This window comes from Alteriqipengyuania triglochinis (assembly GCF_054655655.1).
Genome location: NZ_BAAHNC010000001.1, coordinates 19,084 through 32,973, shown reverse-complemented (window position 1 = coordinate 32,973; position 13,890 = coordinate 19,084). Strand labels below are relative to the sequence as shown.

Here is a 13,890-nt window from a genome sequence, read left to right as displayed (position 1 = left end):
AGAGTGGGGGCGTTCCTTCACGTGTACGTACGCGCGAGAGTGGGAATCGGGGATGCGGTTCGTCAAGCGCTCAATCGAAATGACATGCCCAGAACGCGTCGTCCAAGCGCGTACAGCTCTGGATCCTCTCGCCGGTGAGATCGACCATGACCGCTTGCGACAGGCTCTCGGGATTGCGACCGGGGAGCTTGACGATCGCTTCGCCTCCATCGGGAATGCCCTCGGCGTACACGACCGCACTTGGAGATGGCCCGGCGAATTCGGATCGGTGATCGGCGACGAAGGCAAGTTTGGATGCGCGCAATTGATGCTGGATGATCCCGTTCAAGATCACGAGCGAGATGGCCAGGACGACCACGGGAAGAAATCGGTCTGCCAGCCGCGTCATGGGGCTGGACGAAGTCGATCGCGTGAAGAGTGCGACCAGCGCAGCGACCGCCAGCACGAGCAGCACGAACGCCATTACCAGTAGTGCGACAAGGGTGACCGTCGCATCTTGGCGATCCTCGACCGCTCCCTGACCAAGCAGCGCCCCAAGTGCGTAGCCCCCGAAGATCACCAAGGGGATTGCAAGCGCCCATTTTAGGTGAAAGTTCACGACATTCTCCCTGAGAAAATCAGCCTAGCTGAACACATCGACGAGCTCGCTGTCGCGCCGGACCAGCAGCGAGAACACCGCCAGACCGATCGCTATGCTCGCCGCTTGCCAGCCATAGATCAGCGCATTGGCGATGAGCGAGGACCACCAGATCGCTGGGCCGGAGCCTTCTGCGATAAAGATCACCGCCATGGCGGCACCCGGGCCGATGACGGAAGGTACCAGCATCGAACAGATGATCGGGCCGACATGCCCGCTTGTCGCCTCCCAGCTGTCGGAAAGGGCTTCCGTCACCCCGCGCCCCTCCCCGAGGGCATAGCCATAGGCGGGTAACCAGCGCGCCCAGAGGATCAATCCCGGCACGATCAGCAGCAACAGGCCAAGCGCGATGGCGATTCCGGACAAGAATGAAATTCCCAGATAGGTCAGAAAGCCGCGATGCCCGCGCTGGCCACCCTCCACGCCTTTCCTGACGATCCTGAGAGTAAGCGCAAAAGCGGCGGCAAGTGAGGCGAAGTTCACCGCAAAGGTCCCTCCCGCTTCGGGAGCGAAGAGGTCGGCAAGCGTGACCCCGATGATCGTGAAGAGGAGATATGCGGCGACATCCACGGGCGCTGCTGCCAGCAGCCGCCACGCCTCGTTCCAGATGATGCCGACCCGATCGCCGAACGACGCATCGCTTGCCAGGGCGATGCTCCGGCCTGCACTCATTCGAAAACCTCCGCCAAGGCGGTATCGGCGGGCGCGACGAGGTGGAACACCGCAATGCTGAAGGCGAAGCTCACCGCATTGCCGAACGCCTCGACAAATCCCGAAACGGCCATCGCAAGGGCGAGAAGCGGCGACATTGTCTCGCCTGCAAGCCCGATCCCAGTGACGATGGCAACCACGATCGAACTGAGAACCGCCAGCGCGATCCACAGCACCAGCCCCGCTGCGAAGATCGACAGGCCGCGTCCGTCGGTCGCTTCCCAGCTCGCGCCCAGCGCCTCCGTTACCGAATGCTCCCCGCCCAGAACGAACCCGTTCGCGGCGGACCAGCGAACGATCAGGATGACAGCGGGAATGATGAGCAGGACGAAACCGATCATCACCCCGATCATCGCGAGGATCGACATGCCCACGAAGCTCCAGAACCGCCCGCCCCGGCGCATCGGCCGCCCAACGGCCGCCATCATTTGCGCGAGCAGGACATAGCTGGCGACCACGAACAGCACGAGGCCGACAATCTCGAACAGGCCGCCGAGGATGCCGGCGGTCTCGCCGACGATGAAATCGTAGTTGAAGCCGACGGAGAACATGTCGTCCTCCATCGACGCGAGCCCGAACAGCCCGCCGATTCCGGAAAACACGCCCAGCACCAGCACGTAGATCGCCAGGGCGCGACCCACCCCGCTGGCCACATCCACGGTCTGGCTCAGAATGCCGCTGACATCCGCTTCACGATCCATGATCCCCCCTCTTCGAATTGCGTCGCGGCGGTTTGCATATCGGCTCGCTCAGACGGAGGAAAGGCTGACCTTGCCGCCCGCGTGGCGCGCCAGCCGCCCGGCGATCTCCAGCTCGAGCAGCGCGAGTTGCACCGCTGCGGCGGGCGCGCCCGACTGGCGGATGATCTCATCCACGCCGACGGGCGCAGTGCCGAGCAGGCTGGCAATGTCCGCAGGTTCGGCGTCAACGATATCCTCCGGCACGGGTTCGTAGGGGATAGCCGGTTCGCGAAAGGTCGAACGGGGGGCGCCGTCGAATGTGCTGAGCAGTTCGACCACGTCCGATGGCTCCTGCACCAGCACCGCGCCTTCGCGGATCAGATGGTTGCAGCCGTGGCTGCGCGCATCGAGCGGGCTGCCGGGGATCGCCATCACCTCGCGCCCGTATTCGCCCGCCAGCCGCGCGGTGATGAGGCTGCCGGACTTCACTGCCGCCTCCACCACCAGCGTGCCCAGCGCGAGGCCGGCGATGATCCGGTTGCGGCTGGGGAAGTGGCTGCCGCGCGGTTCGGTGCCCGGGGGCTGTTCGGCGATCAGCAGGCCTTTGCTCGCGATTCGCTCCTGCAGCTCGGCATGCTGCGGCGGATAGGCGATCTCGATCCCGCTCGCGATCACGCCGATGGTCTTCGGAAACGCGCCCTCGTGCGCGGCGCCGTCGATGCCGCGCGCCAGCCCCGAGACGACGACGAACCCCTCTGCCGAGAGCGCCTGCGCAAATTCGCGCGCCAGCTTCACCGCCGCCGCACTGGCATTGCGCGCACCGACCATCGCGACCACCGGCTTGCTCGCCAGCGAAAGGTCGCCGCGATAGGTGATGACGGGCGGCGCACCGTCGCATTCGGCGAGCGCTCGCGGATAATCGGGCTGGTCGTGGAACAAGTAGCGCGCGCCATGGCGCTTCACCGCCTCGACCTCGCGCCGGACCGCATCCTCCTTCGCGAGGGTATGATGCCCGCCGCCCGCCTTGGCGAGGTTGGGCAAGGCCTCGACCGCTGCTTCCCCGCTGCCATAGCGGGCGAGGAGTTGGGAAAAGGTAACGGGGCCGATCCGGGGGGACCGCAACAGGCGGATACGGGCGAAAGCTTCGGCCTGAGAGAGCCCCCATCCCCCGTCTCGCGTCATTTCTTCGCGCCGACCTTGGGCTCCTCGCCCTTCACCAGCCGCCCGATATTCGCGCGGTGGAGCCACAGCACCAGCACCGCGATCAGCGCGAGAACGGGAACGAAGGCCTCGTATTCGAGGATCGACGCGGCAATCGCGGCGCACACGACCGCCGCCATTCCGGCCAGCGAACTGATCCGCAGCCCGCCGAGGACGGCCAGCCACACGATCGCGTAGGTCAGCCCCAGCGGCCACGCGAGCCCGAATGCGACGCCCGCATTGGTCGCCACGCCCTTGCCGCCCTTGAAGCCGAGCCAGAGGGGGAAGCAGTGGCCGATCACCGCGAACAGAGCCGCGGCGGGCACAGGGCCGAGCGCCGCTTCGGGCATCATCGTGGGCTGGTCGAACAGCGCGCGCGCGACAAGCACCGGGGTCAGTCCCTTGGCGAGATCGAGCAGCAGCGTCGCCGCCGCCAGCTTCTTGCTTCCGGTGCGCAGCACGTTGGTCGCCCCGATATTGCCGCTCCCCTGCGCGCGCACATCGCCCAGCCCCGCCGCGCGGGTGAGCAGATAGCCGAAGGGAATCGAGCCGAGTAAGTAACCGATCAGTGCGGCGTAGAGAGTGTCCATGCCTACCCCATAGCCCGCCCGGGCCGCTTGTCGAAGCTCTGCCTGCCAAAATGCGCCCGGATCGGTTCGAGTACCAGCAGACCGTACCTTGCGCGCACCACTGCCGCGGGTAAGCCTTCGCGCTATGGAAGCCTTAGAAACTCAAGATGCCGACCCGGCAATTGCGCGGCTGACCGAGCGGGAGCGCGAGTGCCTGCGGCTGTGGCTCGAGCACAAGACCGCGAAGGAAATCGCGCTCGACCTCGGCATTTCGCATCATGCGGTCGAGAAGCGGCTGAAGATGGCGCGCACCAAGCTGGACGTCGCGACATCGCTGGAAGCGGCGCGCATGCTGGCCGAGGCAGAGGGGTACGACCGGGCCGTAACCGGTCCGCCGGACCTTCCGGTTGAGGCGATCCACGACGAGGGATGGAGGCCTCGCACAATTGTCTTTGGAGGAATTGCCATGCTTATCGTCGCCACATTCGCTCTCGCCGCTACTCTACAGCCCGCCGAACCCGAAAAGATCGCGGTCAACGGCAATTTCGAACGCGTGTTCGAGCTGCTCGACCGGGACGGAAACGGTTTTCTCGAAGATCCCGAATCGCCGTTCGTGACGGTCGAATTTGTCGACCCGGGCGAGCCGGTCGAAAGCGATGGCGTTGCGCTTCTTGGCGACAGTTCGGACACTGCGCAGGTCGATGAATTCTACGCCACCGCCGATGCAAATGCCGACGGCCGCATCTCGTTCAACGAATACGAGGCCTGGAGCGTGGAGCGCTTTGCCGAGATCGACATCGAAATCTCCAACATTACAGCCGTGATGCGTTCGCCAGAAAGTTGACCGGCGGCGGGACCTCGGCCATCGGCTCGTTGCGATGGCCGAACCTTCCGCCCCCATCCTGATCTTCGATTCCGGCGTCGGCGGGCTGACCATCCTTGCCGAGGTGCGGAAGCTGCTACCCGACGCCCCGGTGATCTACGCCGCCGATTTCGCAGGCCTCCCCTACGGCACCAAGAGCGAGGCGGAGGTCGCCGCGCGCGTCTGCGGCCTGCTGGGGCGGATGGCGGAACGGTACCAGCCGCGCCTGATCTGCATTGCCTGCAACACCGCCAGCACCATCGCGCTGGGCATGGTGCGCGACGTGCTCGCAATCCCGATCGTCGGCACGGTGCCCGCTATCAAGCCCGCCGCGCTCGCCACGAAGACCGGCACGATCGGCCTGCTTGGCACAGGGGCGACCGTGCGCCAGCCCTATGTCGACCGGCTGGAGGCGGAGTTCGCGAGCGACAAGCGGCTGATCCGCTTCGCCGCCGACGCGCTGGTCCCGCTGGCCGAGGCGAAGATGCGCGGTGAGACGCTGGCCGAGGGTGCGGTGGCCGAAGCGGTCGCCGGCCTGCGCCACGATCCGCAGGCGAGCGATCTCGACACGCTGGTGCTCGCCTGCACGCATTTCCCGCTGCTGGCAGAGGAACTGCGCGCGGTGTTCGGCGAGCATGTGCGACTGGTCGACGGAGCCGCCGGTATCGCCCGGCGGATCGCCTCGCTGACCGAGGGCCAGAGCTTCGCGCGGGCGGGCAGCGATTTCGCCGTCGCGACCGGCAGCGCGCAAAGCCTGTCCGGCCTTGCGCCGATGCTCGAGCGTCACGGACTGATGCACGCGACGCAATTCTGATTGCAATATATCCTTCATCTTTGCGAATCACTCGCAAAGATCGCGCTGGAATCTGCGGTTTCGGAAGCTTAGTGGGACTCCCACTGTGACCAATTACAGCCATATATTCGACCGGGCGATCGATCGCCTGCACGAGGAAGGCCGGTACCGCGTCTTCATCGATATCCTGCGCAACAAGGGTGCCTACCCCAATGCGCGCTGCTTCCATGGCCATAACGGCCCGAAGCCGATCACCGTGTGGTGCTCCAACGACTATCTCGCGATGGGCCAGCATCCCAAGGTGACCGAAGCGATGGAAGAGGCGCTGCACGATGTCGGCGCGGGCTCCGGCGGCACGCGCAATATCGGCGGCAACACGCACTACCATATCGAGCTGGAGGCCGAACTCGCCGATCTGCACGGCAAGGAAGCGGCGCTGATCTTCACGAGCGGATACGTGTCGAACGACGCGACGCTTTCCACCCTGGCCAAGCTGCTGCCGGGCTGCGTGATCTTCTCCGACGAACTCAACCACGCCAGCATGATTGCCGGCATCCGAAACTCGGGCTGCGCCAAGCGCGTGTTCCGGCACAACGACCTCGACCATCTCGAGGAACTGCTTGCCGCCGAAGATCCCGACACGCCCAAGCTGATCGCCTTCGAAAGCGTCTATTCGATGGATGGCGACGTCGCCCCGCTGCACGCGATCTGCGACCTGGCCGAGAAGTACAACGCGCTGACCTATTGCGACGAAGTCCACGCGGTCGGCATGTACGGCGCGCGCGGCGGCGGCATTTCGGAACGCGACGATGCCGCGCACCGGATCGACATCCTCGAAGGCACGCTGGGCAAGGCCTTCGGGGTAATGGGCGGCTATATCGCGGCGGACAAGCGGATCGTCGACTGCATCCGCTCCTATGCGCCGGGCTTCATTTTCACCACCTCGCTCAGCCCCGTGCTGGTCGCGGGCGTGCTCGCCTCGGTCAAGCACCTCAAGAACAGTAGCGAGGAACGCGACGCGCAGCAGGCGGCTGCCGCGCTGCTCAAGCAGATCATGCGCGATGCCGGGCTGCCGGTGATGGACAGCACCACGCATATCGTGCCGCTGATGGTCGGCGACCCGGTGAAGGCGAAGCGGATCAGCGACATCCTGCTCGCCGAGTACGGCGTCTACGTCCAGCCGATCAACTTCCCGACCGTGCCGCGCGGCACCGAACGCCTGCGCTTCACCCCCGGCCCCGCGCACACGGAAGAAATGATGCGCGAGCTGGTCGACGCACTGGCCGAGATCTGGGACCGGTTGGAGCTGGAGCTGCGTCAGGCGGCGTGAGTAGCTCCGGCATATTTCCTACTGACGAGTGGACGGTTGCTCAGGGTAAGACGTCGACGGGACCGCTGTTGGCGCGATACCGATCCGGGCTTCCATCGACGGCCGACAGAGACCTCTTCGCCAAGCTGATCATGGTGCGTTGGGCCTATGAGCCAAGCGACACGTCCGGTTTGCCAAACTCCAAAGACATGGCTGCCATGGAAGAATTCGAAGACCGAATTCTGGAAGCCAGCGACAATGACCGATGGTGGGGATCTTGCGTCGCGATCATCACCCATGATGGCAGGCGTGAGTGGCGGTTTTACACGCCCGACATCGCTTCCTTCCAAGCCGAGTTTAGCAATGCTCTATCCGGGTTGGGTCCCTATCCGCTAGAATTGCAGGTGTACGATGATCCTGAGTGGGCCGGCTTAGCTGAAATTCGCGATGGCGCTCAATAGAAACGCGCTAACACCATAATTACCGCCGATCCCGGCTTCCGGCACGATGTGCCACCCGAATTTCAGACCATGCTCGATGCTAACGGTGCGCTGACCGGGCTGTCCTCACCGCCACGAAGCCGCTCGAAACTTCATCGGCGCCTGAAATAACCGCACCGGTCACGCAAGCCCGGAACCGCACGGCATCCCGTGCGCTTGCCCACCATGGCAGAGATAACAAAAGTAAAGGCCGGCACCTTCACCGACTTTGGCAACGGGTTCTATCACATCCGCGGATCGTTCAAGCTTGGCGGGCTTGTCGATCTCGGCACGCATTGTGCGTTGATCGAATTGCCCGACGGGCGCTTCGTCTTCCTCGACAGCTATACGCTTGACGACGATCTGAAAGCGAAGGTCGACGCGCTGACCGATGGCGGCAAGAAGGTCGCCGCGATCATCAACGTCCACCCCTTCCACACGCTGCATATCGGATGGATGGCGAAGACCTATCCGCACGCGAAGCTCTACGGCACGCGCCGCCATCACGAGAAGTTTCCCGGGCTCCAGTGGGAAAGCGGCACGTGCGAGGCAGGCGCGCTCGACGGGCTGTTCGGCGATGCGCTGAGCTTCTCCGTCCCCAAGGGCGTGCAGATGGTGTGCGAAGACGAGAACGTCCATTTCTCGTCCATCCTCGCCTATCACCGCCCGAGCGGAACGATCTTCGTCGACGATACGCTCTCTTGCATCGAGGCGCCCTTCCCGCTCTCGCTGCTGCCCTTCACCGGCAAGCTCGCCTTCCATCCGACCCTGGCCAAAGCGCTGGAGCCCGATCTCCACGCTGCCGACACATTCCGCGAGTGGGCGATCGGCATGGCACAGGAATGGCCCGATGCCCGGCGCGTGGCGACCGCACACAACACCACGATGGAACTTGCCCCCGGCGAATTTCCGGAAAAGGTGGGCGCCGCGCTCGGCCGGGTGTCCGGCGTGCTCGCCAAGCACCGCAAGGCACCGGCGGCCACATGAGTTTCTCCCCGACGATTTGCATTTTCTCGCGAGGCTGACGATATATTGCCCATGGGTCAGGCAACTCCGATAATGAGATGGGATTCGGACGGGGATCAGTCCTTTTCCATTCGTGATCCCAAGCCTGCCCAATGGGTTCGTCAGATCGTCGAATCGAGCCCGATCGCATCGGTAATTTCCGACCCGCGCCTGCCCGACAATCCGATCGTGGCGGTCAACCAGCCCTTCATCGACCTGACCGGTTACCCGCCCGAGGAAATCCTTGGGCGCAACTGCCGGTTCCTCGCCGGGGAAGGCACCGAGCCATGGCTGACCGAGAAGATCCGTTGCGGCGTGCGCGAAAACAAGCCGGTTCTGGTCGAAATCCTAAACTACAAGAAAAGCGGTGAGCCCTTCCGCAACGCAGTGCTGGTCGCGCCGATCTACGACGAGGAAAACGAGCTACTCTACTTCCTCGGCAGCCAGGTCGCGATTGATTGCGACGAGCCGCATCTCGCCGTCAGCCGCCGAGAGCGTGCATCGGCCATGATGCAGACGCTCTCCCCGCGCCAGTTCGAGGTCACCCGGATGGTCGCCAGCGGCCTGCTCAACAAGCAGATCGCGGGCGCGCTCGGCCTGTCGGAAAAGACGGTGAAGATGCACCGCAAGCTGGTGATGGAAAAGCTGGAGCTGCGCACATCGGCGGACCTTGTCCGGCTGGCTGTCGAAGCGGGCATGTAGAGCCAGGTACCGCCTTTGGGTCAGCGTGCCAGAGGGCCATATCGAAAAACCGGCGCTCCGAAGCCATATCTCAGAAGCCGCGTGGGCACCTGCTAGATTCAGCTGTCCCCCGACTCCACCAGTGGACCGGTGTCCACGCGGTACCCCTCCACAGATCTCCTGAAGCTGGTCGATGCGTGATGCATCCCGATCCATCGCCGATGGTATTGCCTGCGATTCAGACTAGATAGGCGGCGATGCACACGTCCGCCTCCCTCTGGTTTCGCGAGAATGCTCCGCTGGTCGGCGTAGCGGCGATCTTGCTGCTGACGTTCGTCGTCCTGTCGATCTCCGCGGCGCGCGATGCAGTGCACCCCCAACCGGCCGCCACTGCGATCGCTTCGGCCTCCCCGGTCGAGGCGCTACCCGCCAGTGGCGCGGGCGAGGCGCTGCTCGAATCCGAACTCGCACCCGACGATGCGCAGGCGCGCAACGAAGCGGTCGCCATCGTCGACGGCGGCCCCGGCACCGCGAGCCCCTTCCGGTTCGAGGGCAGTAGTGCGGACCGCGCCCGCGCGCGCGACTGCCTTGCCCTCGCCGCGATGGCGGAGGCCGGCTACGGCGATGCCGACCAGCGCGCGGTGATCCAGGTCATCCTGAACCGCACGCGCCATCCCGGTTTCGCCAACACCGTATGCGGCGTGGTCTATCAGGGGTCCCACCGGCCGACAGGCTGCCAGTTCAGCTTCACTTGCGACGGGTCGCTCGCGCGGCGCTACCCCGAAAGCCAGTGGCGCGCGGCGCGTCAGCGTGCCGAAGAAGCGCTGGGTGGACGCGTCGAGAGCGCGGTAGGCATCGCGACGCATTACCATGCGAATTACGTCTATCCGTGGTGGAGCGACCAGCTGGACAAGATCGCGGTCGTCGGACCGCACCTGTTCTTCCGTTGGCGCGGCTTCTGGGGCACCAGCCGGGCCTTCTCGGTCGCCTATCGCGGCGGCGAGCCCGACCCGATGGCGCTGCGTATGGTCGCGCAGGAGGTCGAGCGCCCCGAAGCGCTGCTGCCCAGCCTCGTCGCCGACAGCGAGGCCGTGCGTTCGATCACCGGGAAGGAGGAGAACTCGGCCAGCACGAGGAGCGAACTGAGCGCGGACGCCGCCCGCGCCGCCCAGACATCCGGCTCTTCGCCCGGCCCCGGCCCGGGCGCGCATTTCGTGCTCGTCGGATCGGGCGACGATCCTGCGGCGGTCGTCGCCAACGCCCGCACGCTGTGCCCCGGCGACAGGTTCTGCCAGGTCTATGGCTGGAGCGAGGCGAGCGCGATCCCCGCCGAACTGCCGCTGCCCGACGCGGCGCGTCGCCAGCTGCGCTTCAGCTATCTCGCGCCGCGCAATGGCAATCCGGAGGCCGTGTTCTTCGACTGCCGCCTTTTTGGCCAGCCCTCCACTGGCCGCTGCCTGCCCGCCACGCGGCCCTGATCCCACAGATCAAAACCATGGCATCCCAATGCCGTAGCGGATTTGCTGGACCGTCTCGCCCGCGCTAGTCCGGCGGCAAACACAGGGAGAAGCAGGCATGGGCGGCAATCGGGATCAGAGCTACGAAGAGGTCGTTACCGGCCGCCGCAGCATTCGCGGCTTTTTGGACAAGCCAGTCCCGCGCGAGCTGATCGAGGGGATTCTCGCGCTCGCGACCCGCGCGCCGTCGTCCTACAACAACCAGTGCTGGAACTTCACCGTCGTCACCGGCGATCCGCTCGACGCGATCCGCCGGGGCAACACCGAAGGTATCCTCGCGGGCAATCCCGACACGCGCGAGTTCCGCCGGCCCGAAGGCGACCCGCCCGAACACCACCGCCGCCGCCAGATCGACGTGGCCAAGCAATTGTTCGGCGCGATGGGGATCGAACGCGAGGACAAGGAGCGCAGGCAGGACTGGACGCTGCGTGGCTTCCGCCAGTTCGATGCGCCCGTCTCCGTCGTGGTGACCTACGATCGCGCGATCCTCGGCAGCGACATCGCGCCGTTCGATTGCGGCGCGATCACCAATGCGCTGGTCAATGCGGCATGGTCGCGCGGGCTGGGCTGCGTGATCAACTCGCAAGGCATCATGCAGAGCCCCGTGGTGCGCGAGCATGCGGGCATCCCGGAGGATCAGGTGATCATGATCTGCGTCGCGATGGGCTGGCCCGATCCGGACTTCCCCGCCAACGCGGTCGTCTCCGAACGAAAGCCGCTGGACGAAACCGCCCGCTTCGTCGGCTTCGATGGCTAAGGGGAGAGCCCGCACGCGCAGGCGCCTCCCCCCGATAGATCCTAAGCCGTTGGCTCGGCCACCTTTGCTGCGCACCGATCCACCCAGTCGCGCACTTCCGGCCCGGCGGGCAGCGCATCGCCGAACCACTGGAAGGGGGAGCTCAGCAGCATGTCGGCCGCGCTGAACCGCTCGCCCAGCAGCCAGGGGCCATCACGCAAGGGGGTGGCGAGCGTTTCGAGCATCCGCTCCATGTCGCCCAGCCCGTCGGTCACCACCGGATGCGAGACGCCCGCCCATTGCAGGATCAGCAGCGGCTCCATCACGCCCTGGTAATAGGCTAGCCACGAAAGATAGGCCCCGCGGCCTGCCTCGCCTGCCAGCGGCCCCAGCTTCGCCTGCGGGTGCATGTCCGTGAGGTAGAGCATGATCGCCCCGCGCTCGCGCACATGATCCTCGCCATCGACGAGATAGGGCACCTTCTTTTCGGGATGGGGATTGGCCGGGTCCTGCGCGCCAGAACCATCCTGACGGCGGATCGTGACCTCGTGGATGTCCACGTCCGCACCCAGCATGCGGACGAGATCGACGACCGTGTCGGAACGGGTCTGGGGAGAGTGATAGAGCGTCGGCATGCGATTTTCCTTTCCGTTTGCGGTGCCGCGGGAATATGCCCGCCCTGCTGACAGAAAGAGGCAGCAGCGAAACATGGCACGGCAAGACAGGCTCATGCGGTTGATGGCCGCGCTCCGGCGGCTTCCCTCGCCCGTCACGGCGCAGCGACTGGCGGAAGAAACCGAGATTTCGCGGCGCCAGCTCTATCGCGATATCGCCACGCTGCGCGCGGGCGGCGTGCTGATCGATGGCGCGACCGGCTACGGCTACACGTTGACAGAAGACCCCGCGCTGCCCCCGCAAAGCTTCTCCCGGCTCGAGACCGAGGCACTGATGCTCGCGGTCGGCAGTCTGGACGAACTGGGCGACGATCGGCTCGCGAACGCCGGGCGCGACGCGATGGCGCGGATCATCGCCACCCTGCCCGACCGACAATCGCGCCAGTCGATGCACGCGATCATGCGATCGTGGCGCATGCCCGCAGAGCGCCCGGCGATTGCGGTCGATGTCGATAGGCTGAGGCAGGCGTGCTGGGAAGAGACGAGCATCGTCATCGCCTATCGCGACAAGCGGGAGCGGCAGTCGACCCGCGAGATCCTGCCGCTGGGCCTGTCATACAGCCCGACCACGCTGATGCTGGTCGGCTGGTGCTTGCTGCGCCAGGATTATCGCACCTTCGAGGTTGCCCGGATGGAACGGCTAGAGCCGGGCAGCACAAGCTTCCGCCCGCGCCGCGTCGAACTGCTGCGTCGCTATCAGGCGATGCGCATGGCAGAGTGGGAGGCGCAGAAGGCGGCGGAGAAATGCGAGGCGGAGCGGCAGGCCGTCACCGACCCGCCGCCACCGAATCCTAGCGCAGGTTGACCACGTTGTCGGTCTCGGGGCGCACGCGGCGACCGTCGTAAAGGCTCAGCATCGGATCATCGTCGACCACCACGGCCTGCGTTACGCCGAAGCCGTTGAAATCGGTCTTCATCGCCGCGCCATAGGCACCCAGCATGCCGACTTCGATGTAGTCGCCAGCCGCGATATCGGCGGGCAGCGCGAAGGGGCCTTCCATGTAGTCCGCATCGTCGCAGGTCGGGCCGTAGAGCGAGAAATCCTCGCCCGGTGCGGCCTCGTCGTGATCGAGTGCCCGGACCGGGAATTTCCAGCCGAGATGCGCCGCATCGTAGAGCGCGCCATAAGCGCCATCATTGATGAACAGCTCGTTCCCGCGGCGCTTCTCGACCCGCGCGAGGAGCGAGGAATATTCCGCGCACAGCGCGCGACCCGGCTCGCACCACAGTTCCGACGAGTACGAAATCGGCAGCGTTTCGGACGCGCGGAAGATGACGTCGAAATAGTCTTCGAGCGGCGGCGGCTCCATCCCCGGATAGATGCTGGGGAAGCCCCCGCCGACATCGATGATGTCGATGACCACGCTGGAGGACACGATGGCTGCACGCGCACGCTCGATCGCCTGCACATAGGCGAACGGCGTCATCGCCTGGCTGCCGACATGGAAGCATACGCCCAGCCAGTCGCAATGCTGGCGGGTCTGCTGCAGCAGCACGGGCGCGTCGATGAGGTCGGCACCGAACTTGCTGGCAAGCGACAGCTCGGAAAATTCGGAGGAGACGCGCAGGCGCACCAGTAGCTTCAGGTCCTTGGCGGGCTTCCCGTCGGGTGCGCGGCATGCCTCGACGATCTTTGCCAGCTCTTCCTCGCTGTCGAGGCTGAAGGTACGGCACCCGTGCTGGTGGTAGGCTTCGGCAATCGCGCTCTTCGCCTTCACGGGGTGCATGAAGCACAGCTCGGCTTCCGGCAGGATCGAACGCACCAGCCGGACCTCGGCGATCGAGGCAACGTCGTAATGCGTGATCCCGCTATCCCACAAAATGCGGATCAGATCGGGCGACGGGTTCGCCTTGACCGCATAGAGCGGGCGGCCGCGAAAGCCGTCCACGAAGAAACGCGCGGCGCGCGCCGCTGCGTGCGGACGGTTGAGAATGACCGGTTCGTCGGGCGCGAGAGCGGCGACTACGGATCGAGCGTCAGGATAAGTGGCCAATTCAAGGGACCCCCAAAACGGTTAGGTTTCAGACAAGGGCTGC

At 65.3% G+C, this 13,890-nt stretch carries 16 protein-coding genes; 9 read left to right on the top strand and 7 right to left on the bottom strand.

The genetic code is table 11. The features are described from left to right. Window positions 1-70 precede the first annotated feature (70 nt). Genes ACYQ0L_RS00185 through plsY form a run of 5 tightly spaced genes read right to left on the bottom strand, consistent with a single transcriptional unit; the run spans window position 71 to window position 3,818 of the window. Complete coding sequence (locus ACYQ0L_RS00185) at window positions 71-598, bottom strand: hypothetical protein (RefSeq protein WP_459786906.1); 528 nt, start codon at window positions 596-598, stop codon at window positions 71-73. A gap of 24 nt (window positions 599-622) precedes the next feature. Then, entirely contained in the window at window positions 623-1,309 is a 687-nt protein-coding gene (locus ACYQ0L_RS00180; RefSeq protein ID WP_459786905.1) for a hypothetical protein, read from the bottom strand. Next, window positions 1,306-2,049 (bottom strand): hypothetical protein, encoded by a 744-nt coding sequence (locus ACYQ0L_RS00175; RefSeq protein ID WP_459786904.1) that lies wholly within the window; start codon window positions 2,047-2,049, stop codon window positions 1,306-1,308. The genes ACYQ0L_RS00180 and ACYQ0L_RS00175 overlap by 4 nt, the downstream gene beginning before the upstream one ends. Window positions 2,050-2,097: 48 nt before the next feature. Then, entirely contained in the window at window positions 2,098-3,210 is a 1,113-nt protein-coding gene (dprA, locus tag ACYQ0L_RS00170) for a DNA-processing protein DprA (RefSeq protein WP_459786903.1), read from the bottom strand. Beyond that, window positions 3,207-3,818, bottom strand: a complete 612-nt coding sequence (gene plsY, locus ACYQ0L_RS00165) for a glycerol-3-phosphate 1-O-acyltransferase PlsY (RefSeq protein ID WP_459786902.1) — start codon at window positions 3,816-3,818, stop codon at window positions 3,207-3,209. The genes dprA and plsY overlap by 4 nt, the downstream gene beginning before the upstream one ends. A 124-nt stretch (window positions 3,819-3,942) precedes the next feature. On the opposite strand from plsY, the gene ACYQ0L_RS00160 reads away from it, so the two are divergent. The 8 genes from ACYQ0L_RS00160 (at window position 3,943) to ACYQ0L_RS00125 (ending at window position 11,200) form a co-directional block, all read left to right on the top strand. After that, window positions 3,943-4,641 (top strand): LuxR C-terminal-related transcriptional regulator, encoded by a 699-nt coding sequence (locus ACYQ0L_RS00160; protein WP_459786901.1) that lies wholly within the window; start codon window positions 3,943-3,945, stop codon window positions 4,639-4,641. Window positions 4,642-4,675: 34 nt separating this feature from the next. Then, complete coding sequence (murI, locus tag ACYQ0L_RS00155; protein WP_459786900.1) at window positions 4,676-5,473, top strand: glutamate racemase; 798 nt, start codon at window positions 4,676-4,678, stop codon at window positions 5,471-5,473. 85 nt (window positions 5,474-5,558) lie between these two features. Beyond that, a complete protein-coding gene (gene hemA / locus ACYQ0L_RS00150) occupies window positions 5,559-6,782 on the top strand; it encodes a 5-aminolevulinate synthase (RefSeq protein ID WP_459786899.1) in 1,224 nt (407 codons plus the stop codon). Then, a complete protein-coding gene (locus ACYQ0L_RS00145; protein ID WP_459786898.1) occupies window positions 6,779-7,222 on the top strand; it encodes a DUF695 domain-containing protein in 444 nt (147 codons plus the stop codon). Before hemA ends, ACYQ0L_RS00145 begins: the two co-directional genes overlap by 4 nt. 204 nt (window positions 7,223-7,426) lie before the next feature. Then, window positions 7,427-8,227: a hypothetical protein gene (locus ACYQ0L_RS00140; RefSeq protein ID WP_459786897.1), complete on the top strand. Its 801-nt coding sequence runs from the start codon at window positions 7,427-7,429 to the stop codon at window positions 8,225-8,227. Window positions 8,228-8,299: 72 nt separating this feature from the next. Beyond that, the gene (locus tag ACYQ0L_RS00135; RefSeq protein ID WP_459786896.1) at window positions 8,300-8,947 is read left to right on the top strand and encodes a LuxR C-terminal-related transcriptional regulator; all 648 of its coding nucleotides are present in this window, start codon (window positions 8,300-8,302) and stop codon (window positions 8,945-8,947) included. 236 nt (window positions 8,948-9,183) lie between these two features. Next, a complete protein-coding gene (locus tag ACYQ0L_RS00130; RefSeq protein WP_459786895.1) occupies window positions 9,184-10,404 on the top strand; it encodes a cell wall hydrolase in 1,221 nt (406 codons plus the stop codon). 97 nt (window positions 10,405-10,501) lie between these two features. Beyond that, window positions 10,502-11,200, top strand: coding sequence for a nitroreductase (locus ACYQ0L_RS00125; RefSeq protein ID WP_459786894.1), 699 nt, complete (start codon window positions 10,502-10,504; stop codon window positions 11,198-11,200). A 41-nt stretch (window positions 11,201-11,241) separates the two neighbouring features. On the opposite strand, the gene ACYQ0L_RS00120 is transcribed toward ACYQ0L_RS00125, so the two are convergent. Next, a complete protein-coding gene (locus ACYQ0L_RS00120) occupies window positions 11,242-11,814 on the bottom strand; it encodes a glutathione S-transferase family protein (RefSeq protein ID WP_459786893.1) in 573 nt (190 codons plus the stop codon). 73 nt (window positions 11,815-11,887) lie between these two features. Here ACYQ0L_RS00120 and ACYQ0L_RS00115 point away from each other — a divergent pair, with 73 nt between their 5' ends. Beyond that, on the top strand, window positions 11,888-12,658 hold the full coding sequence (locus tag ACYQ0L_RS00115; protein WP_459786892.1) for a helix-turn-helix transcriptional regulator: 771 nt from the start codon (window positions 11,888-11,890) through the stop codon (window positions 12,656-12,658). On the opposite strand, the gene ACYQ0L_RS00110 is transcribed toward ACYQ0L_RS00115, so the two are convergent. Next, window positions 12,645-13,847 (bottom strand): type III PLP-dependent enzyme, encoded by a 1,203-nt coding sequence (locus tag ACYQ0L_RS00110; protein ID WP_459786891.1) that lies wholly within the window; start codon window positions 13,845-13,847, stop codon window positions 12,645-12,647. The genes ACYQ0L_RS00115 and ACYQ0L_RS00110 overlap by 14 nt on opposite strands. Window positions 13,848-13,890 lie beyond the last annotated feature (43 nt).